At 64.2% G+C, this 20,552-nt stretch carries 21 protein-coding genes; 14 read left to right on the top strand and 7 right to left on the bottom strand.

Annotated features, from left to right (window positions below):
* Position 1: 1 nt before the first annotated feature.
* From RAD15_RS20235 to RAD15_RS20225, 3 genes are all read left to right on the top strand, one after another.
* Positions 2–2,098 (top strand): 3-hydroxyacyl-CoA dehydrogenase NAD-binding domain-containing protein, encoded by a 2,097-nt coding sequence (locus RAD15_RS20235; protein ID WP_458179888.1) that lies wholly within the window; start codon positions 2–4, stop codon positions 2,096–2,098.
* A 35-nt stretch (positions 2,099–2,133) separates the two neighbouring features.
* The gene (locus RAD15_RS20230) at positions 2,134–2,544 is read left to right on the top strand and encodes an acyl-CoA thioesterase (protein ID WP_458179887.1); all 411 of its coding nucleotides are present in this window, start codon (positions 2,134–2,136) and stop codon (positions 2,542–2,544) included.
* A 222-nt stretch (positions 2,545–2,766) separates the two neighbouring features.
* Complete coding sequence (locus RAD15_RS20225; protein ID WP_200453552.1) at positions 2,767–2,958, top strand: hypothetical protein; 192 nt, start codon at positions 2,767–2,769, stop codon at positions 2,956–2,958.
* Between the two features lie 134 nt (positions 2,959–3,092).
* Here RAD15_RS20225 and RAD15_RS20220 read toward each other — a convergent pair whose 3' ends face one another.
* On the bottom strand, positions 3,093–3,560 hold the full coding sequence (locus tag RAD15_RS20220) for a nuclear transport factor 2 family protein (protein WP_458179886.1): 468 nt from the start codon (positions 3,558–3,560) through the stop codon (positions 3,093–3,095).
* 154 nt (positions 3,561–3,714) lie between these two features.
* Between RAD15_RS20220 and RAD15_RS20215 the strand changes: the two genes are divergently transcribed.
* Together RAD15_RS20215 and RAD15_RS20210 are read left to right on the top strand one after the other, a co-directional pair.
* Positions 3,715–4,401, top strand: a complete 687-nt coding sequence (locus RAD15_RS20215) for an HAD family hydrolase (protein WP_458179885.1) — start codon at positions 3,715–3,717, stop codon at positions 4,399–4,401.
* 91 nt (positions 4,402–4,492) lie between these two features.
* Complete coding sequence (locus RAD15_RS20210) at positions 4,493–5,338, top strand: DeoR/GlpR family DNA-binding transcription regulator (protein ID WP_458179884.1); 846 nt, start codon at positions 4,493–4,495, stop codon at positions 5,336–5,338.
* Positions 5,339–5,341: 3 nt separating this feature from the next.
* Here RAD15_RS20210 and RAD15_RS20205 read toward each other — a convergent pair whose 3' ends face one another.
* Complete coding sequence (locus RAD15_RS20205) at positions 5,342–5,758, bottom strand: PIN domain-containing protein (protein WP_458179883.1); 417 nt, start codon at positions 5,756–5,758, stop codon at positions 5,342–5,344.
* Positions 5,758–6,009: a type II toxin-antitoxin system prevent-host-death family antitoxin gene (locus RAD15_RS20200; RefSeq protein WP_458179939.1), complete on the bottom strand. Its 252-nt coding sequence runs from the start codon at positions 6,007–6,009 to the stop codon at positions 5,758–5,760. Before RAD15_RS20200 ends, RAD15_RS20205 begins: the two co-directional genes overlap by 1 nt.
* Before the next feature lie 282 nt (positions 6,010–6,291).
* On the opposite strand from RAD15_RS20200, the gene glpD reads away from it, so the two are divergent.
* The 7 genes from glpD to RAD15_RS20165 all read left to right on the top strand — a co-directional run bounded on the left by glpD (position 6,292) and on the right by RAD15_RS20165 (position 14,009).
* Positions 6,292–7,842, top strand: a complete 1,551-nt coding sequence (glpD, locus tag RAD15_RS20195) for a glycerol-3-phosphate dehydrogenase (RefSeq protein WP_458179882.1) — start codon at positions 6,292–6,294, stop codon at positions 7,840–7,842.
* Entirely contained in the window at positions 7,839–8,918 is a 1,080-nt protein-coding gene (locus tag RAD15_RS20190; RefSeq protein ID WP_458179881.1) for an ABC transporter ATP-binding protein, read from the top strand. The genes glpD and RAD15_RS20190 overlap by 4 nt, the downstream gene beginning before the upstream one ends.
* A 12-nt stretch (positions 8,919–8,930) precedes the next feature.
* Positions 8,931–10,016 (top strand): ABC transporter ATP-binding protein, encoded by a 1,086-nt coding sequence (locus RAD15_RS20185; RefSeq protein ID WP_458179880.1) that lies wholly within the window; start codon positions 8,931–8,933, stop codon positions 10,014–10,016.
* Positions 10,016–10,990 carry a carbohydrate ABC transporter permease gene (locus RAD15_RS20180; RefSeq protein ID WP_458179879.1) on the top strand — a complete coding sequence of 325 codons (975 nt, stop codon included), beginning with the start codon at positions 10,016–10,018 and terminating at the stop codon, positions 10,988–10,990. Before RAD15_RS20185 ends, RAD15_RS20180 begins: the two co-directional genes overlap by 1 nt.
* Positions 10,990–11,796: a carbohydrate ABC transporter permease gene (locus RAD15_RS20175; RefSeq protein ID WP_018454979.1), complete on the top strand. Its 807-nt coding sequence runs from the start codon at positions 10,990–10,992 to the stop codon at positions 11,794–11,796. Before RAD15_RS20180 ends, RAD15_RS20175 begins: the two co-directional genes overlap by 1 nt.
* 10 nt (positions 11,797–11,806) lie before the next feature.
* A complete protein-coding gene (locus RAD15_RS20170; protein ID WP_458179878.1) occupies positions 11,807–12,136 on the top strand; it encodes a DUF2160 domain-containing protein in 330 nt (109 codons plus the stop codon).
* A 130-nt stretch (positions 12,137–12,266) separates the two neighbouring features.
* Positions 12,267–14,009: an ABC transporter substrate-binding protein gene (locus tag RAD15_RS20165; protein ID WP_458179938.1), complete on the top strand. Its 1,743-nt coding sequence runs from the start codon at positions 12,267–12,269 to the stop codon at positions 14,007–14,009.
* Between the two features lie 108 nt (positions 14,010–14,117).
* On the opposite strand, the gene RAD15_RS20160 is transcribed toward RAD15_RS20165, so the two are convergent.
* Positions 14,118–14,816, bottom strand: a complete 699-nt coding sequence (locus RAD15_RS20160) for a TetR/AcrR family transcriptional regulator (RefSeq protein WP_458179877.1) — start codon at positions 14,814–14,816, stop codon at positions 14,118–14,120.
* A gap of 151 nt (positions 14,817–14,967) precedes the next feature.
* Here RAD15_RS20160 and RAD15_RS20155 point away from each other — a divergent pair, with 151 nt between their 5' ends.
* Both RAD15_RS20155 and RAD15_RS20150 read left to right on the top strand, forming a co-directional pair.
* The gene (locus tag RAD15_RS20155) at positions 14,968–16,170 is read left to right on the top strand and encodes an ABC transporter substrate-binding protein (protein ID WP_458179876.1); all 1,203 of its coding nucleotides are present in this window, start codon (positions 14,968–14,970) and stop codon (positions 16,168–16,170) included.
* 11 nt (positions 16,171–16,181) lie between these two features.
* Positions 16,182–17,225 (top strand): aromatic ring-hydroxylating dioxygenase subunit alpha, encoded by a 1,044-nt coding sequence (locus tag RAD15_RS20150; protein ID WP_458179875.1) that lies wholly within the window; start codon positions 16,182–16,184, stop codon positions 17,223–17,225.
* Positions 17,226–17,289: 64 nt separating this feature from the next.
* Here RAD15_RS20150 and RAD15_RS20145 read toward each other — a convergent pair whose 3' ends face one another.
* The 3 genes from RAD15_RS20145 to RAD15_RS20135 all read right to left on the bottom strand — a co-directional run bounded on the left by RAD15_RS20145 (position 17,290) and on the right by RAD15_RS20135 (position 20,482).
* Positions 17,290–18,390, bottom strand: a complete 1,101-nt coding sequence (locus RAD15_RS20145; RefSeq protein WP_458179874.1) for an alkene reductase — start codon at positions 18,388–18,390, stop codon at positions 17,290–17,292.
* Positions 18,391–18,570: 180 nt separating this feature from the next.
* Positions 18,571–19,074: a DUF1993 domain-containing protein gene (locus RAD15_RS20140; protein ID WP_458179873.1), complete on the bottom strand. Its 504-nt coding sequence runs from the start codon at positions 19,072–19,074 to the stop codon at positions 18,571–18,573.
* A gap of 109 nt (positions 19,075–19,183) precedes the next feature.
* Positions 19,184–20,482 (bottom strand): lytic murein transglycosylase, encoded by a 1,299-nt coding sequence (locus RAD15_RS20135; protein ID WP_458179872.1) that lies wholly within the window; start codon positions 20,480–20,482, stop codon positions 19,184–19,186.
* Positions 20,483–20,552: the final 70 nt, after the last annotated feature.

Here is a 20,552-nt window from a genome sequence, read left to right as displayed (position 1 = left end):
CATGGATTCGAAGATCATGACCGCGCTCGGCGACCGCGTGCTCTCGCTCGGGCCTCAGCCGGCGACCGACGGTCCCTATAAGCACTTCAAACTGACGCGCGATGCCGACGGTGTCGCCTGGCTGCTGTTCGACCGCGCCGAGACAAGCGCCAACACGCTCTCCTCGGACGTGATGGAGGAGTTCGACGCCGCGCTCGCGGCGATCGAGACCGAGCGTCCCGCAGGCCTCGTGATCCGCTCAGCAAAACCGTCGGGCTTCATCGCCGGCGCCGACGTCAATGAATTCCGCGGCGCCAGCGATCCCGAGATGGTGGAGACGCGCATCCGCGCCGCGCATGCGGTGGTCGACCACCTGGAGGCCTTGAGGCTGCCGACGGTCGCCGTCATCCACGGCTTCTGCCTCGGCGGCGGGCTCGAGGTTGCGCTGGCCTGCCAGGCACGCATTGCCATCGACGGTGCGCGCTTCGGCTTCCCGGAGGTGATGCTGGGCTTGCATCCCGGCCTCGGCGGTACCGCGCGTTTCACCGCGCTGGTCAATCCGACCCAGTCGATGGCGCTGATGTTGACCGGCCGCACCATCGATGCGCGCCGCGCCAAATCGCTCGGCCTCGTCGATACCGTGACGCAGGAGCGCCATGTCCGTAACGCCGTGAAGGACGTGCTGTTCGGCAGGCTGAAGCGGGCCAAACCCGGCCTGCTCGCGCGTGCGGCCAATCTGGGTCCTGTGCGCGGGCTGCTCGCAAAGCGCATGCGCGCGGAGGCGGCGAAAGCTGCGCCCCGCGAGCACTATCCCGCGCCTTACGCGCTGATTGATCTCTGGGAGACCCATGGCGGCAGCAAGGCCGCGATGCTGAAGGCCGAGCAGGCCTCGTTCGCCAAGCTGATGGTGACGCCGACCGCGCAGAACCTGATCCGGGTGTTCTTCCTGCGCGAGCAGATGAAGAAGACGGCGGGCAGCGGCAATACGATCAAGCACGTGCACGTCATCGGCGCCGGCGCCATGGGCGGCGACATCGCGGCGTGGTGCGCCGGGCAGGGGCTGCGCGTCTCGCTCGCCGACATGAAGGCAGAGCCGATCGCGGGCGCGGTGAAGCGCGCTGCCGAGCTCTACGGCAAGATCATCCGCAAGCCGACCGAGGTGCGGGACGCGCTCGATCGCCTGATCCCCGACATGGACGGGGAGGGCGTCCGCAACGCCGATCTCATCATCGAGGCGGTGCCGGAAAAGCTGGAGTTGAAACAGAAGGTCTATGCCGAGCTCGAGCCGCGGATGAAGCCGGGTGCGATCCTGGCGACCAACACGTCCAGCATCCCGCTGCAGGATCTGCGCACGAGTTTGGCACGGCCGGAACGCCTGGTCGGTCTGCATTTCTTCAATCCGGTGTCACGGCTGCAACTGGTCGAACTCGTCAGCCATGACGGCAATGATGCGCAGGTGTTGAAAGAAGCGCTCGCTTTCGTCGGCGCGATCGACCGCCTGCCGCTCGCCGTGAAGAGTTCACCCGGCTTCCTCGTCAACCGCGCGCTGACGCCCTACATGCTGGAGGCGATGGTGATGCTGGACGAGAAAACCGATCAGCGCCTGATAGACGCGGCCGCCGAACAGTTCGGCATGCCGATGGGGCCGATCGAGCTCGCCGATCAGGTCGGGCTCGACATCTGCCTCGATGTCGGCGACATGCTGCGCACCAAGTTCGGCGACCTCCTGCCGCCGACGCCGGCCTGGCTGCGCGAGAAGGTCGCCAGGGGTGAGCTCGGCCGCAAGACCGGCAAGGGGTTCTACACCTGGAAGGATGGCAAGGCGGAAAAGGCGCCGCTGCCCGAGACCGGCCCGCGCGTCACCGATCAGATGATCGACCGCCTGGTGCTGCCGATGTCCAACGTCTGCGTCGCGGCGCTTCGCGAGGGCGTCGTGGACGATCCCGATGCGGTCGACGGCGCCATGATCTTCGGCACGGGTTATGCACCGTTCCGCGGCGGCCCGCTGAATTATGCGCGCACACGCGGCGTGGATAATGTCGTATCCACCTTGCGCGCGCTGGCCGAGCGATTCGGCGACCGCTTCGCGCCGGATGCGGGTTGGGACAATTTCAAGTGAGCAATCTCAAGTGAGCAATCTCAAGTGAGAGAGGCATGAGCGAACAGGCGAATACCGGGCCGAGCGGCGATCTCTGCATCCGCACGCTGGCGATGCCGGCCGACACCAACGCGAACGGCGACATCTTCGGCGGCTGGCTGCTGAGCCAGATGGACGTCGGCGGCGGTGTGTTCGCGTCGAAAGTCGCGAAGTCGCGCACCGTGACCGTCGCGATCGAGGCGATGAATTTTCGCAAGGCCGTTTATGTCGGCGATCTCGTTTCGGTTCACGCTCACCTCGTCCGCGTCGGCCGCACCTCCATCACCGTGCATCTGGAAGCGTGGGCGCTGCGTCGCGGGGAGCAGCATCCGTTCCTCGTCACCGACGGCAATTTCACCTACGTCTCGATCGACGAACACGGCCGGCCGCAGCCGGTTCGCCCGACCGACACGGGGATCGCGACGTAATCGCGCGCGACGCTCTGCCCCATCTCACGAAGACGTGCAGCGCTGCCAAACGCGGCGCACGTGAGTCATCGCGTCGCGGCTTCGCCAAGAACAAGTCATAAAACGGATGAGGTCCCGGCGTACTCAATTGCGTGTCGATTCGGGGGTGGAAACGGCCTCAAATGCCCAGGAACCTTTGGGCAGGAGTGCCGTTATTGGCCCGCATTGAGGAAACCACGGACCATGCCGGACAGCTACATCATCGAAGTCGATTCACAGACCGCGGGGATCGTCGTTCGCTCTTCTGGAGGCTACTGCTTCTTCGCGTCATCCCATCGCTTCAACCGTCTCGAAGGCCAGCTCTTCCGCAACGCCCGCGAAGCCGAGCGCGCCGCGCGCAAGCTAATTAACGGCGATGTGAAGGAGGCGGCGTAAGCGCCTGCCGCCCGTGATTTCGACGCGCGAAGCGTGGTCGGAATTTTTTGCCGCCCACACGGCTTCGCGAAGCCACCCTCTCCCGCATCCGCCAAGGCTTCGGCGGACATGAGGGGAGAGGGTAAGCGGTCACATCACAACTTGGTTGCGGCGCGCGAGAGCAGCTTCCAGTCGTCGCCCTGCTTCTGCCAGTTCATCAGGATGTGAAGGTTGGTCGGCACTTTCTTCCCATCGGCCGCCATCTCCTGTTCCGCCACCCAGTGGAAGCGCACGATCGCGGCCGGGCCGACGACCTTGATGGTCCGGTCCTGATAGTCGATCGACAGGAATTTCGATTTGCCGTCGGTGGCGTTGGTGACGAAGGTCGCCTTGTCCTCGACCTTGCCGCTGGAATGGCTGTAGCTCACCTCGTCCGCACACAGCGCGCCGAGCGCCTTGGGATCTGCCGCGATCTGGGCGAGGCGGAAGGCCTCGACCTTCTTCGCCACGGCCTCTTCATCCGCCGAGGCGGCGGCGAGTGCCGGCGCCGCGAGAGCGAGCGCGGAGACGGCAAGAGTCGAGGCAAGGGTCGAGAGAGCCAGATCGCGTCGGTTGATCGTCATCGTTTCCTCCTTTTTGATCTTGGAGCGAGTGTTGCAGCCGCGTGCGACTTTGTCGAGTGCCACGTCGTCGTCATCTGCATGCGTCATTGCGCGATCGAGGCCATATTGATACGTCTCGCGCATCGATGCGCCGCGGATTTGGGAAAGTACGGAAATGATCGATGCGAAAAGGGGGACGATGGGCAGGGCGTTACTTTTCGACATCGACGGCACGCTGGCCGACACCGATCCGCTTCATCGCGAAGCGTTCCATCGCGTGTTCGCCCCGTGGGGTCATGTCGTCGATGACGAGCGCTTCAAGCGCGAGCTCCAGGGCTTTTCCAACGTGTCGATCGGCGAGCGATTTCTGCCCGACGAATCGCCGGACCGGCGCGTCGCGATCCTCGACGAGAAGGAGGCGATCTTTCGCGACCTGGTGGCGGGGCAGATCGCGCCGCTACAGGGCCTGATGGCGCTGCTCGAGCGTGCCGACGCCGCCGGCATTCCCATGGTGGCCGTGACCAACGCGCCGCGCCTCAACGCCGAGCTGCTGCTCTCGGGCCTCGGCATCACCGCGCGGTTCAAGGCCATCGTGATCGGCGAGGAGCTGCCGCACGGCAAGCCGCATCCGCTGCCCTATCTGGAAGGCTTGCGCTTCGCCGGTGCGAGCGCAGAGGCCTCGATCGCGTTCGAGGATTCCCGCACCGGCGTGCAATCGGCAACGGCCGCCGGCATTCCGACCATCGGGATGCGCACCACCCTCGGTCATGCTGACCTTGTTGCCGCCGGCGCGGTCGCCTCCGCCGGCGCTTACGACGATCCGGACCTGCTCGCGCGCCTTGCCGCCGCGATGGGGTGGTGAGGATCTTCATCCGTTAACCGTGATCGGCGCGCGCATTGACCGAAGGCGCGAACCGCCGCACCATGCAGCTTCCTGATTTGAGGCCAATGCCGTGACCGGATTAACCCATCGCCAGGCCGAAATCCTCAACATCGCGCGGGCCTCGGGCCGCGTCATGGTCGAGGAGCTCGCGCGCCGGTTCGAGGTCTCGGCGCAGACCATCCGCAAGGATCTCAACGATCTCTGCGAGCGCCGTTCGCTGACCCGCGTCCATGGCGGGGCCATCATCGCTTCCGGCGTGGAAAACCTTGCCTACGAGGCGCGCCGCTTCGTCGCTGCCGATGAGAAGAAGGCCATTGGCGCGGCCGCCGCCTCGCTGATCCCGAACGGCTGCTCGCTCTTCATCAATATCGGCACCACGACGGAAGAGGTCGCGAGCGCGCTGACCTCGCACGAGGATCTCCTCGTCATCACCAACAATCTCAACGTCGCCATGCTGCTCTACCGCCATCCCCGCATCGAGGTGGTGGTCGCCGGCGGCACGGTGCGGCGCGCCGACGGCGCGGTGGTCGGTTCGACCGCGACGCAGCTGATCGGCCAGTTCAAGGTCGATTACGCCATCATCGGCGCCTCCGCGATCGACGAGGAGGGCGCGCTGCTGGATTTCGACTATCGCGAGGTGCAGGTCGCGCAGGCCATCATCGCCAATGCCCGCAGCGTCATGCTGGTCGCGGATTCCACCAAGCTGCGCCGCAGCGCGCCGGTGCGCATCGCACACATGACCCAGATCCAGACCTTCGTCACCGACCAGGAGCTGCCCGAGCGCCTCGCCACCATCTGCCACAGCAAGGGCATCGAAGTGGTCGAGGCCATGCCCAAGGGCGCGGACGTGGATGATGTGCAGGGCGAGGCACAGGATGCAGCGCCCGAGGCCGCGCCGGTGGTGCGGCTGCGATAGGGCTTATGTAGCGTTCCACGGGTTGAGCAGCGGGACGCCCGTCGGTTCGAAATCCCCCACATTGCGCGTAACGACCGTCAAGCCGTGAACAAGCGCGGTCGCTGCAATGAGGGCGTCGCGCTCAGCCCGCGGGTTGGGAACGTGAAGTTGAGCGCAACGCTGCGCCACGGCCGTATCGATCGCCAGGATCCGCCCCTCGAAGCGGGCCAGAATGTGATCGTTGATCCAGGCGCGCAGGATCGCACCTTGCACCGCGTCCTTGCGCTCGATCAGGCGCGCGCCAAGTTCAATTTCAAGAATCGAGATGGCGGACATGAAGAAATTCGCAGCGGGCACCGCGTTGGCCCAAGCGAGGACGTTGCGATCAGCCTTATCCGGTCGCCTCAGTTCTGAGATGACATTGGTGTCCAGCAGAAACATCAGTCGAGATCGGCGGGCCTGGAGATTTCGCCCGCGATGCGAGGCGGATCGAAGTCGAAGTCTGCGTCTGCCTGCGCCAGAGCTTCGGCAAGGCTCATGGGCCCGCCGCTCAGGCGGAGATAATCCTCGATCGTCAGCAGGACATGGGCCGGCCGGCCGCGATCCGTAATGAAGACGGGTCCCTGCGAGGCCGCCTTCTTGGCGCCGCTCGTATCCTGGTTGAATTCTCGGCTGGTCAGGGTGGTCACCATCGTCAGCGCTTCCTCGCCATTGCTGGCCAAACAATATGTAGACATGTTGCTACATTCAAGCCTTCAGCGTGTTGGGCGATGCGGGCCGAACCGCTCATGCCGTGTAATCGAGCCGTTTGCCTTCAAACTTGCCCGTTACGCTGCTGGTTTCTCCGCCGAATTGACGTTGAAAAAGTTCCGGTTTCGCTTCCTTTCGCTTCTCTTTCGTCTTGCTTTCGTTTTTCGGTGTGATCTAATCAAAAACGAAAGTAACCGCTCGGAGGAACGGGCGGTCGCCGGGGGATGCGTCTGTTGGAGCGTATTTTCGACCTCGCCATCATTGGAGGCGGTGTTAACGGCTGCGGCATCGCGCGCGACGCGGTGGGCCGCGGCAACACGGTTTTCCTGTGCGAAATGAACGATCTGGCGAGCGGGACGTCGTCCTGGTCGACCAAGCTGGTGCATGGCGGCCTGCGCTATCTCGAATATTACGAGTTTCGGCTGGTCCGCGAGGCGCTGATCGAGCGCGAGATCCTCTGGGGCATCGCCCCCCACATCATCCGCCCCTTGCGTTTCGTCTTGCCGCATCACGCAGGCCTCAGACCGGCGTGGCTGCTGCGCCTCGGCCTCTTCCTCTACGACCATATCGGCGGCCGGCACCTGCTGCCCGCGACCCGCTCGGTCGATCTGAAGCGCGACGAGGTCGGCAAACCGCTGATCCCGAACCGCTACAGCCGCGCGTTCGAATATTCTGACTGCTTCGTCGATGACGCCCGCCTCGTCGTGCTCAACGCGCGCGACGCCGCCGACAAGGGCGCCGAGATCCGCACCCGCACCCGCGCGACGGATATCAAGCAATCCGACGGCATCTGGACAGTGAGCATGGTCGACACGCTGACCGGCGCGCGCTCGCAGATCCAGGCCCGGGCATTGGTCAATGCCGGCGGTCCCTGGGTCGAGGAGGTGCTCGGCCGTGGCGCCGGCGTCAACGCGAAAGCCAAGGTCCGCCTGGTGCAGGGTTCGCATATCGTGGTCAAGAAGCTCTACGACCACGACCGCGCCTACATGTTCCAGAACGCCGACGGCCGCATCATCTTCGTGATCCCGTACCAGGACGATTTCACGCTGATCGGCACCACGGACCGCGATTATGACGGAGATCCCTCCAAGGTGAAGGCAACGCCCGAGGAGATGGAGTATCTTTGCACCGCGGCAAGCGAATATCTGGCCAAGCCGGTGACGCCGGAGGACGTGGTCTGGACCTATTCCGGCGTGCGCCCGCTCTATGACGACGGTGCCAGCGAAGCCAAGGCCGCGACCCGCGACTACGTGTTCGAGCTCGACACGCCCGGCGGCGTACCGCTGCTCTCGATCTACGGCGGCAAGATCACGACCTATCGCCGCCTCGCCGAAGAGGCGCTGGAGCGGCTTGCGCCCTATCTTCGCAGCGCGAAAGCGCGCGAGGGCTGGACCGGCAAATGGCCGCTGCCCGGCGGCGACATGAGCGTGTCCGACGTCGACGGCCTGATTGCCGAGCTCCAGCGCGGCTATCCCTTCCTCAGCCACGAGCATGCGCGGCGCCTCGCGCGCGCCTACGGCACCCGCGCCATCAAGCTGCTGGGAGACGCGAAATCCGCTGCCGACCTCGGCCAGGCTTTCGGCGCGACACTGACCGAGCGCGAGGTCCGCTACCTCATGGCCAATGAATGGGCCGTCACCGCCGAGGACATCGTCTGGCGACGTTCCAAGCTTGGCCTGCGACTATCTGCCGATGAGATCGCTGCATTGAACGACTGGATTGCTACCCACGCCGTGCCGCAAAGTCGCCTGCTGGAAGCGGGAGGACGCTCATGACCGTGACACTCGATCACGTGACCCGGACCGTCGAGGGCGTCGAGCACATCCGCGACGTCTCGCTGACGCTGGAGAGCGGCACGCTCAATGTGCTGCTCGGGCCGACGCTGTCGGGCAAGACCTCGATCATGCGGCTGCTCGCCGGCCTCGACAAGCCGACGACGGGCAAGGTTTTGGTCAACGGCAAGGACGTCACCGGCGCCGACGTCCGCCAGCGCTCCGTCGCCATGGTTTATCAGCAGTTCATCAACTACCCCTCGCTCACCGTCTACGAGAACATCGCCTCGCCCCTGCGCGTGCAGGGCAAGCCGCGCAATGAGATCGAGGCGCGCGTGGCGGAAGCGGCAAAGCTGCTGCGACTCGAGCCGTTCCTCAAGCGCACGCCGCTCCAGCTCTCCGGTGGCCAGCAGCAGCGCACCGCGATCGCGAGGGCGCTGGTGAAGGGCGCCGATCTCGTGCTGCTCGACGAGCCGCTCGCCAATCTCGACTACAAGCTCCGCGAGGAGCTGCGCGCCGAGCTGCCGCGCATCTTCGAGGCCTCGGGCGCGATCTTCGTCTATGCCACCACTGAGCCGACCGAGGCACTTTTGCTCGGCGGCAACACGGTGTGCATGTGGGAGGGGCAGGCGCTCCAGATGGGCGAGACCGCCAATGTCTATCGCCGGCCGCAGAGCTTGCGGGTCGCGCAGGTGTTTTCCGATCCGCCGCTCAACCTCGTCGGGATCGAGAAGAGGAACGGCTCCGTGCAATATGCCGGTGGTGCTGCGTCGCCGGCCTCGGGCCTCTATTCATCGCTGGCCGACGGTACCTATCGCGTCGGATTCCGCGCCCATCAGCTTGCGCTTGCCAATGGCGAGGCCGATCGCCATGCCTTCCATGCCACGGTGACGGTGACCGAGATCACCGGTTCGGAGAGCTTTGTGCATTTGACCCGCGACGGATCGAACTGGGTTGCGGTGTTGCACGGCGTGCACGAGTTCGAGCCCGGTCAGACTATCGACGCTGTGCTCGATCCCAATGATGTCTTCGTGTTCGATGCTGCCGACCGTTTGGTCGCGGCTCCCGGTCAATCCTGAGGGAGGTGCGCCATGGCCCGCATTGACCTCGTCGATCTCGCCCATTCCTATGGCGGCAATGACGCGCCGCAGGACACCTTTGCGCTGAAGCCGGTGACCATGACCTGGCGGCAGGGCGGCGCCTATGCGCTGCTCGGCCCAAGCGGCTGCGGCAAGACCACGCTGCTCAACGTCATCTCCGGCATCATCACGCCGTCGCGGGGGAAAATCCTGTTCGACGGCGTGGACATCACACCGCTGTCAACCCAGAAGCGCAACATCGCCCAGGTGTTCCAGTTTCCGGTGATCTACGACACCATGACGGTGGGGGAGAACCTGGCGTTTCCGCTGAAGAACCGCGGCGTGCCGAAGGCCGATATCGACAGGCGTGTCGCCGAGATCGGCCGCCTGCTCGACCTCGAGCCCTATCTGAACCGCAAGGCGACGCGGCTCACGGCCGACGCCAAGCAGAAGATCTCGCTCGGCCGGGGCCTCGTGCGCAACGACGTCGCCGCGGTCCTGTTCGACGAGCCGCTCACCGTGATCGATCCCGAGCTGAAATGGCAGCTTCGCTCCAAGCTGAAGGCGTTGCATCGCGAGCTCGACCTCACGATGATCTATGTCACCCACGACCAGACCGAGGCGCTGACCTTCGCCGACACCGTCGTCGTCATGCATGACGGCCGCGTGGTGCAGAGCGGCACGCCGGCCGAGCTGTTCGACAAGCCGGCCCATACCTTCGTCGGCTATTTCATCGGCTCGCCCGGCATGAACATCCTGCCGGCGGAGGTGAGGGGACGCGAGGCGCGAATCGGCGGCCATGTCATCGCGCTCAACCGCAGCTACGATCGTCTGCCCGATGGCGCGAAGATCGAGATCGGCGTTCGTCCCGAATTCGTGGAGGTCGTGGCTCCCACGCCTGGCCTGCTCACCGCGAAGATCGAACGCCTCGACGATCTCGGCCGCATCCGTTTTGCGCGGGCGCGCCTCGGTGATGCAAAGCTCGCGGCGCGCGCGCCGGCGGGATTCACGAGTTCGGACGGCACGGCCGGACTGAAATTCGATCCGTCGCATGTGCACGTCTATGCCGACAGCCTTCTGGTGGAGGGGGCCGCCTGATGGACAAGACCGTCAACCAAAAAGCCTGGTTCCTGGTGCTGCCGGTGTTCCTGGTCGTCGCCTTCTCGGCGGTGCTGCCGCTGATGACGGTGGTGAACTATTCGATGCAGGACACCTTCGGCAACAACCAGTTCTTCTGGAACGGCGTCGGCTGGTTCAAGGAGCTGCTCGATCCCTCGACCGATCTCGGCGGCCGCTTTCTCGCTTCGCTCGGCCGCAACCTGTTCTTCTCGCTGGTGATCCTCGCCATCGAGGTGCCGCTGGGCATCGTCGTCGCGCTGTCGATGCCGCGCCAGGGCTGGACGGTGGCGGCCTGCCTCGTGATCCTCGCGCTGCCGCTTCTGATTCCGTGGAACGTGGTCGGCACGATCTGGCAGATCTTTGGCCGCCCCGACATCGGTCTGATGGGGTACGTCCTCAACCATATCGGCCTCGACTACAATTACGTCTCCAACGACGTCGACGCGTGGGTGACCGTCATCGTGATGGACGTCTGGCATTGGACCAGCCTCGTCGCGCTGCTCTGCTATGCCGGCCTGAAGTCGATTCCCGAAGCCTACTACCAGGCTGCGCAGATTGACGGCGCCTCGCGCTGGGCGGTGTTCAAGGCGATCCAGCTGCCCAAGATGAACCGCGTGCTGCTGATCGCGGTGCTGCTGCGCTTCATGGACAGCTTCATGATCTACACCGAGCCGTTCGTCGTCACCGGCGGCGGCCCGGGCAATTCCACCACCTTCGTCTCGATCGAGCTCGTCAAGATCGCGCTCGGCCAGTTCGACCTCGGCAAGGCCGCGGCGTTGTCGCTGGTCTACAATCTGATCATCCTGATCGTCTGCTGGATCTTCTACACCGTCATGACCAATGCCGGTGTCGAACGGAAAGTTCAGGCGGAGAGTGAGCCGGCGGCGGAGCGGAAGCCTTCGGCTGCGCTCAAGCCCGCGACAGCGCTCAAGCCAAAGGAAGGAGTGGCCTGATGCATTCGATCCCCGGCCGTCGCCTCATCATGGCGCTGTTCCTGATCTTCCTGCTGTTGCCGATCTACTGGCTCGTCAACATGAGCTTCAAGACCAACGCCGAGATCGTCTCGACGATGACGCTGTGGCCGCATGCCCCGACGCTGCAGCACTACAAGCGCATCTTCACCGACGAAAGCTGGTATTCCGGCTACATCAACTCGCTGGAATACGTCGTCCTCAACACCATCATCTCGATCTCGGTGGCGCTGCCGGCGGCCTACGCGTTCTCGCGCTACCGTTTCCTCGGCGACAAGCATCTGTTCTTCTGGCTGCTGTCGAACCGCATGGCGCCGGCCGCGGTCTATGCGCTGCCGTTCTTCAACCTCTATTCGGCGATCGGCCTGTTCGATACGCCCTGGGCGGTCGCGCTCGCGCACTGCATCTTCAACGTCCCGCTGGCGGTGTGGATCCTCGAAGGCTTCGTCTCCGGAGTGCCGCGCGAGATCGACGAGACCGCCTTCCTCGACGGCTATTCCTTTCCGCGCTTCTTCATCAAGATCCTGGTGCCGCTGATCGCGAGCGGCATCGGCGTCGCCGCCTTCTTCTGCTTCATGTTCTCCTGGGTCGAGCTGCTGCTCGCGCGCACGCTGACCTCGGTGTCGGCCAAGCCGATCGCGGCGATCATGACGCGCACGGTGTCGGCCGCCGGCATGGACTGGGGGCTGCTGGCGGCCGCCGGCGTGCTCACCATCATTCCGGGCGCGCTCGTGATCTGGTTCGTCCGCAATTACATCGCGAGCGGTTTCGCGCTCGGTCGCGTGTAGGGAGGCATCAATGGAATCCATCGCATGGATGGCCTGGACGCTGCCGACGGCGATCTTCTTCGCTGCGCTGGCCTGCACGCTGGCCGTGATGACCTGGCTTGCGGCCGTCTATCCCGAGGCCGAGCGGGTCGGCGTGCTCAGTATCCCGACCACGCGCGGCGACCGCCTGTTCATCTCGCTGATCACGGCCGCCGTCATCCACCTCCTGTGGATTGCCTTCATCGGCACTGACGCGCTCGCGACGCTGCCGATCGGCGAAGATGGCGTCGAAATCTCGCGCCTGTGGCTTGCAAGTGGAATTTCGCTGGTGACGGCCGTGCTCATTTTCCGCACGGTCTGAAGCTCGCGAAGGGACGGCCAGATCCGGGACCAACCCGGGCCTGTATAAAAGTTTGTCGCTGCAACGGAGGAACACCATGCGACAGTTTAGGAGAAGGAAAGGTCCATTGACCAAGAATAGCTTTCTGACCATGTCCAGCACCGCCGCGCTTCTGGCGGTGTCGTTCGCCGTCTCGGCGCCGGTTCGCGCCGCCGACGACGCCGCGATCCAGAAGTGGATTGCGGAATTCCAGCCCTCGACGCTGTCGAAGGATGACCAGAAGAAGGAGCTGGAGTGGTTCGCCAAGGCGGCCGAGCCCTTCAAGGGCATGGAGATCAACGTCGTCTCCGAGACCATCACGACTCACGAATACGAGTCGCAGACGCTGGCCAAGGCGTTCTCCGAGCTCACCGGCATCAAGCTCAAGCACGACATCATCCAGGAAGGTGACGTCGTCGAGAAGCTGCAGACCCAGATGCAGTCCGGCAAGAACGTGTACGACGGCTGGATCAACGATTCCGACCTGATAGGCACGCACTTCCGCTACGGCCAGACCATCGCGTTGTCGGACTACATGACCGGCGAGGGCAAGGACGTCACCGATCCCCAGCTCGACGTCAACGACTTCATCGGCAAGTCGTTCGGCACCGCGCCGGACGGCAAGCTCTATCAGCTGCCCGACCAGCAGTTCGCCAACCTCTACTGGTTCCGCTACGACTGGTTCACCAACCCGGACTACAAGGCCAAGTTCAAGGCCAAGTATGGCTACGAGCTGGGCGTGCCCGTGAACTGGTCCGCCTATGAGGACATCGCCGAGTTCTTCACCAACGACATCAAGGAGATCAACGGCGTCAAGGTCTACGGCCATATGGACTATGGCAAGAAGGACCCGTCGCTCGGCTGGCGTTTCACCGACGCCTGGCTGTCGATGGCCGGTAACGGCGACAAGGGCATTCCGAACGGTCTGCCGGTCGACGAGTGGGGCATCCGCATGGAAGGCTGCCGCCCGGTCGGCTCCTCGGTCGAGCGTGGTGGCGACACCAACGGTCCGGCCGCGGTCTACTCGATCACCAAGTACCTCGAGTGGATGAAGAAGTATGCTCCGCCGCAGGCCCAGGGCATGACCTTCTCAGAGTCGGGCCCGGTGCCGGCGCAGGGCAACATCGCCCAGCAGATGTTCTGGTACACCGCCTTCACCGCCGACATGGTGAAGCCGGGCATCGCCGTGATGAACGCGGACGGTACGCCGAAATGGCGTATGGCTCCGTCGCCGCACGGTTCGTACTGGAAGGAAGGCATGAAGCTCGGCTACCAGGATGCCGGCTCGCTCACGCTGCTGAAGTCGACCCCGGCGGACCGCCGCAAGGCGGCCTGGCTCTATCTCCAGTTCATCGTCTCCAAGACGGTGTCGCTGAAGAAGAGCCATGTCGGTCTCACCTTCATCCGTGAATCCGACATCTGGGACAAGTCGTTCACCGAGCGTGCGCCGAAGCTCGGCGGCCTGATCGAGTTCTACCGCTCGCCCGCGCGCGTGCAGTGGACCCCGACCGGCAACAACGTGCCCGACTATCCGAAGCTCGCGCAGCTCTGGTGGCAGAACATCGGCGATGCGTCGTCCGGTGCGAAGACGCCGCAAGCCGCGATGGACTCGCTCGCCGCTGCCCAGGACTCCGTGATGGAGCGTCTGGAGAAGTCCGGCGTGCAGGGCGCCTGCGGTCCGAAGCTCCACAAGAAGGAGTCTGCCGAGTACTGGTTCGCCAAGGCCCAGAAGGACGGCACGATCGCGCCGCAGCGCAAGCTCGCCAACGAGAAGCCGAAGGGCGAGACGGTGGACTACGACACCCTGATCAAGTCGTGGCCGGCCACCCCGCCCAAGCGCGCGGAAGCGAAGTAAGGCGACAAGCAGGACAGGCGTACCAGCCCACGCCATCCGATGACGACGAAAGGCCGGGAGCGATCCCGGCCTTTCTTTGCTTGCGGTATCTCCGTGGCCGCCCCGGCCTCACGCCGTCCGCTTCACCAAATCCGCGATCATCGCCTGCACGTGTGCAAGCCACGCCCTCCGCATCTCCTGATCCGCAAGGTCGACCTGCGTGTAACTCGACAGCGTGTAGAGGTTGGCACGGTAGAAATAGGTGAGTGAGAGAATCGACAGATAAAGGTGGAAGCGATCGCAGTCCGGCCTGAAATCGCCGCGCTCGATGCCGCTCTGGAGCACGCGCTCCAACATGCCCAGTTGCGTGTTGGCGAAGCTGCGGCGGATGTTGTTCCTGACGTGACGGCCCTTGAACAGATTCTCCGAAGCGAGAATGCTCAATAGCTCCGGGTGGGCCCAGTAGTAGTGCCAATTGAAGGCGACCAGTGCGGCGAGGGCTTCGCGCGGCCTGGAAAAATCGAGGTCGAGCGCCTCTTCCGATGCAACCAGGTCGGAATAGCAATGCTCGATGACCTGATGGAACAGCTTCTCCTTGCTCTTGAAATAGTAATAGAGCATCCGGTCGTTGCTCTTGGCGGCCTTGCCGATGCGATCGACCCGCGCGCCGCCATATCCTTCGCGGGCAAATTCGGCGACGGCCGCGCGCAGAATGGCCTCACGGGTTTGATCAGGCGCCCGCGTCCGCCGGGTCGTTGAGGCCCGCTTCCGCTTGGCCGCCCGTCGCGGGGCAGCGAGCGTGCGGGGCAGCTCTGTGTCGTTGGCCATCGCATATCCCTGGAATCACAACCCGCAGGATGGGGCTTGCCGCTTTTTTGGCAAGTCCGCCGTTTTTTCGTCATTGACAACCAAAAGCGCCTGATGTTCGCTATGTAGTAAGTACTACATACATTAGCTCGTCCCGGGATGGGAGGCTCATATGCGCGTTCTGGCTGTCTTGAAATGCGTCGGCCTTGTCCTCGCCGTGGCCTGCGGCACGGGCCAGGCGGCGGACCCGCCGCCGATCAAGATTGGCGAGATCTCCAGCTATTCTGCTCTTCCGGCGGGGACCCGCGGCTACCGCCAGGGCTGGGAACTGGCGCGTGACCAGATCAACGGCAAAGGCGGTGTGCTCGGCCGCAAGCTCGAGATCATCGCGCGCGATGATGCCGGCAAGCCCGACGTGGCGATCACGGCGGCCGGACAGCTTGTCGACGGTGAGCAGGTCGATCTCCTGACCGGTACCATTCTCTCCCATATCGGGCTTGCGGTCGCCGATTTCGCCAAGCAGAAGCAGATCTTCTTTCTCGCTTCGCAACCACTCACGGATGCATTGATATGGGAGAAGGGCAATCGTTACACGTTCCGGCTACGACCGAGCACGTATACGCAAGCCTCGATCCTGGCAAAGGAGGCGGCCAAGTTCCCGGCGCGGCGCTGGGCGACGATTGCGCCGAACTATGAGTTCGGACAGGCCGCGGTGGCGAGCTTCAGGCGCGAATTGAAGCGGCTCAGGCCCGACGTCGAATTCGTCTCCGAACAGTGGCCACCGCTCGGCAAGATCGATGCGGGAGCGATCGTGCAGGCGATGACGGCCGAGAATCCGGACGCCATCTTCAACGCGACATTCGGAGCGGACCTCGCCAAGCTCGTGCGCGAGGGAACGACCCGGAATGCGTTTGCAAACCGTGCAGTCGTCAGCATTCTCTCCGGCGAGCCGGAATATCTCGCGCCGCTGAAGGACGAGGCCCCGCCCGGCTGGCTGGTCACCGGATATCCCTGGAGCGAGATCAAGACGTCGTCCCACGACGCGTTCCTGAAAGCCTATGTCGCACGATACAAGGAGCCGCCGAATATCGGCGCCCTCATCGGTTACATCAACACCCTCGTGCTGGCGAAAGCGATCGAGACGGCCGGCTCGGTCAAGACCGACGATCTGATCAAGTCGATGGAACATCTGGAGGTCGATACCCCCGTAGGCCCTGTGGCCTTCCGCGCGATCGATCATCAGTCGACCATGGGTGTCTATATCGGCAAGCTCGCGGTGCGGGATGGCCAAGGCGTGATGACCGATTGGCGCTATGTCGATGGGGCCGACTACCAGCCTGCCGACGCCGAGGTGCTGGCCAAGCTGAAGAACTAGAGGTGATCCCGATGAACCTGCTCGCTCCGCGCAATACATGGTATCCGCTCACGTGGTCGCGCAACGTCACGCGCAAGCTCTCACGTCACCGTATCCTCGGCGTCGACCTCGTCGTTTACCGCAGCGAGAAGGGCGAGGTGGTCGCGCTCGACGATGCCTGCCCGCACCGGCTCGCGCCGTTGTCGATGGGCAAGCTCAGAGGCGATGCGGTCGAATGCGGATATCATGGCATGACCTTTGGGCCCGACGGACGCTGTGTCCGGATTCCCGGCCAACCGACCATTCCGCCGAGCGCGCGCGTGCCCTCTTACCCGCTCAGGGAAAAATTGGGCCTGATCTGGATATGGCCGGGCGATCCGTCGCTCGCCGATCCGTCGCTGATCTATGACCTGCCGCAATATGGGGAGGCCGGCTGGCATGCTGCCGAGGGCGATGCGCTGCTGATAAAGACCAATTACCTCAACCTTGCCGACAACCTCTGCGATCCCGCGCATGTCAGCTTCGTGCACCTGTCGACGCTCGGCAATTCCGCGAGCGAAGAGATTCCGGTGGAACACACCTTTGGCGATCGTGGCGTGCTGGTCTGGCGCTGGATCCGGAATGCGCCGGCAATTCCGCTGTTTGCCAAATACGGCAGCTTCAGCGGCCATGTCGATCGCTGGCACTATTACGACTATGTCGCGCCCTGCATCGCGGTGATCGACTTCGGCAGCGCCGATGCCGGCGCAATCGCCGATCCGGAAGATCGCGGCAGGGGACTGCGCATCTTCGCATGCCACTTCATCACACCGGTCGACGACGACGTCTGCATCGACCACTGGCTCCATGTACGCAATTTCGCGCTTGACGATGCCGACGTCGATCAGCGCCTGCACGCCGACTTTCGCATCGCCTTCAACGAGGACAAGGAGATTCTGGAACGCATCGAGGAGGTCGTTCAGGCTCGTCCCAACGCCAAGACAATACGCCTCGCCATCGACGCCGCCCCGCAGCGCATGCGCCGCATTGTGGAGCGCATGGTGGCGGCCGAGGCAGACACCCGCGCGTCCGCATAGGTGATGGCGGGGAGCAACTCCGCGCCACGGCCCTCTCCCCGCAAGCGGGGAGAGGGAGAGGAAATCACTCCGCCGGCTCGGCCGCCAGCGTCGGATAGTCCGTGTAGCCCTTGGCGCCGCCGCCGTAGAACGTGTTCTTATCCCAATCGTTCAGTGCCGCACCCTGCTTCAGCCGCTCGACGAGGTCGGGGTTGGAGATGAAGGGCTTGCCGAAGGCGATGAGATCGGCCGCGTTCGCGTCCAGCACCTTGCTGGCGAGATCGAAGTCGTAACCGTTGTTGGCGACATAGGCGCCGGAGAAGTGCTTGCGCAAGGACGCATAGTCGAACGGCGCGAAGTCGCGCGGCCCGCCCGTGGCGCCCTCGACGACGTGGAGATAGACCAGCTTGAGCGCGCTGAGGCCGTCGACGATGTGGTCGAACAAGGCTTGCGGGTTGGAATCCACGATGTCGTTGGCCGGCGTCACCGGCGAGATGCGGATGCCGGTGCGGTCGGCGCCGGCCTCGGACGCGACGGCCCTGGAGACTTCGAGCATCAGCCGCGCGCGGTTCTCGATGGAGCCGCCATAGGCATCCGTGCGCTTGTTGGCGCCATCCTTGGCGAACTGGTCGAGCAGGTAGCCGTTGGCGCCGTGGATCTCGACGCCGTCGAAGCCGGCCTCCAGCGCATTCTTCGTGGCGCGCTTGAAATCGTCGATGATCCCGGGGATTTCGGAGAGCTCGAGCGCGCGCGGCTCGGAGACGTCGGCGAAGGTGCCATTCACAAAGGTCTTGCCCTTGGCGCGGATCGCGCTGGGCGCCACCGGAGCACCGCCATTCGCCTGAAGGTCGACGTGGGAGATGCGGCCGACATGCCAGAGCTGGATGAAGATCTTGCCGCCGCGCTCATGGACCTTGTCGGTGACCTTGCGCCAGCCGGCGACCTGGTCCTTGCTGTAGATGCCGGGGGTGTCCTGGTAACCCTGGCCCTGCTGCGAAATCTGGCTCGCTTCGGTGATCAGAAGGCCTGCGGAAGCGCGCTGGCCGTAATAGTCGGCCGCGAGTGCGCCGGGTACGAAGGTGCCGGGAACGGCGCGGTTGCGCGTCAGAGGCGCCATCACGAAACGGTTGGCCAGCGTGATCGGGCCGAGCTTGTAGGTCTCAAACAATTTGGTCGGACGGCTCATGGGAAATGCTTCCAGGCGGTGAGAGGTCTTGAACACTTGTGCATCGCGACATCAGGCGCAAGGGACGAGCCATACGGAAAGTGCAGGCGAGCTACGCGGCAGTCGCCGCGTAGCATGATTCATGTGCAATTTTGGCCGCGGCAGCAGAATTCCGCTACCGCAGCCGTGCGATCTGACAAGTCAGTTCGCGCCCATGAAATCGCGCTTGCCGATCTCGACGCCGTTGTGACGCAAGATGCCGTGGGCAGTCGCGGCGTGGAAATAGAAGTTCGGCAGCGAGAACGCACTCAGGAATTGCTGGCCCTTCATGGTGATCGACTTGTCGGGGCCGGCCGGGAAGGTCACGTCCTTGCTCTCGGCGCCCTCGAATTGCTCGGGCTTGAACGACTTGACGTAGTCGATCGTCTTCGCCAGCCGCTGCTTCAATTCCGCAAAGCTGGTCTCGGTATCGGGGTTGGAGGGCACTTCGCTATGGGTCAGGCGCGCGCAGCCCTTGGTGGCGAAATCGCTGACGAGCTGGATCTGCTTCGACAGCGGCAGCATGTCCGGGAAGAGGCGGGAGCCGAGCAGGACGGCGGGATCGACCTTCTTGGCCGCGCAATGCGCCTCGGCTTTGGTGAGCAGGCCGGTCAGGCTGTTCAGCATTTGCAAGTACGCGGGGACGACGGCGTCGTGGAAGGACATGTGATGCTCGCTTCAATGAGGGGAAAGCTCAGGAGAAAACCTGAGCCACTCACATGGGAGCCTCATGGAAAAATACAATCGCGAAAGCGGCTTGTGCGGTGCGAAAATTCTACCGCGCCGTCGCCTGGGGCTGCGCCTGCGCCGTGCCGCCGCGCATGCGAGCCAAGAGCTCGGCGGTCGGCCAGGAATCGGCCGGCAGGCCATATTTGATCTGCATCGCCTTCACCGCCGCGCGGCTCTGCTGTCCCAGCACGCCATCGATCTTGCCGACATTGAAGCCGGCCTGGACGAGAAGCTGCTGCAATTGCTTGAGCTCATTGAACGGCAGCTGCGCGACCGGCCCCGCTGGCTTGCGCATCGGGGCAGCGCCCGCGATGCGGGTGGCGAGATAGCCCGCGGTGGTCGAATAGATCAGCGAGTTATTCCACTCCGTGTAGGCCGCGAAATTCGCGTACGCCATGAAGGCCGGACCAAAGCGGCCCATCGGCAGCAGCACGGAGGCCGCGAGATTGTCGCTCGGCAGCGGACGGCCGTCGGGATAGGTCACGCCCAACTGCCCCCATTTCGAGCGCGGCAGCTGCACGGTGAGGTCGGTCTGATCCCACGGCAGGTTCTGCGGCACCTTGATCTCTTCCAGCCACGGCTCGCCGCGCCGCCACTTCAAGCCGTTGGCGATGTAGTTCGCGGTCGAGCCGATCACGTCGTCCTCGCTGCGGAGCAGGTCGCGCCGTCCGTCGCCGTCATAGTCGACGGCGTAGTTGACGTAATGCACTGGCAGGAACTGCGTCTGCCCGAGCTCGCCGGCCCAGGACCCGATCATCTCGTCCGGATGCAGGTCGCCGCGGTCGATGATCTTCAGCGCGGCGATGGTCTCGCCCACGAACATCTCAGAGCGGCGGCAGTCATAGGCCAGCGACACCAGCGATTTCAGCGTCGGCAGATTGCCCATGTTGACGCCGAAGTCGCTCTCCAGGCCCCAGAACGCGGCAATCACCGCCGGCGGCACGCCGTATTCCTTTTCCGCGCGCGCGAATGCCGCCGCGTGGTTCTTGATGTGCTGCTGGCCGTTCTGCATGCGATAGGGCGCGGCCATGCGCCCGGCAAATTCGGTGAAGAGCTGGCCGAACACGCGCTGGCCGCGGTCGCGGTTGACGATGCCCTGGTCGTAGACGAGGTAGGGCGAGGCATCCACAATCGTCCGCTGCGACACACCGGCGGCCACCGCCTGTTGCTTCACGTCGGTGAGGAAGCGATCGAAGCTCGCGCCGTTATGGCACGACGCCGCGCGCGGCGACGGTGCAGTGGCCTTGGGCGCCGCAGGCCTTGGCGGCGGCGCAAACTGGGCGGAAGCGGTGGCGGAGCAAGCGAGGAGCGCGACGGCCGCGATCAGAAATCGGGTCTGGACCATAGGGGTTCCGGCGGGGAAGGGGCAGGTGTGGATTCGCCCGAAGTTTAGGTGAAGTGGCGGCCTCAGGCCA

This window comes from Bradyrhizobium sp. 14AA (genome assembly GCF_054185205.1).
This window is presented reverse-complemented; position numbering and strand designations above follow the sequence as displayed.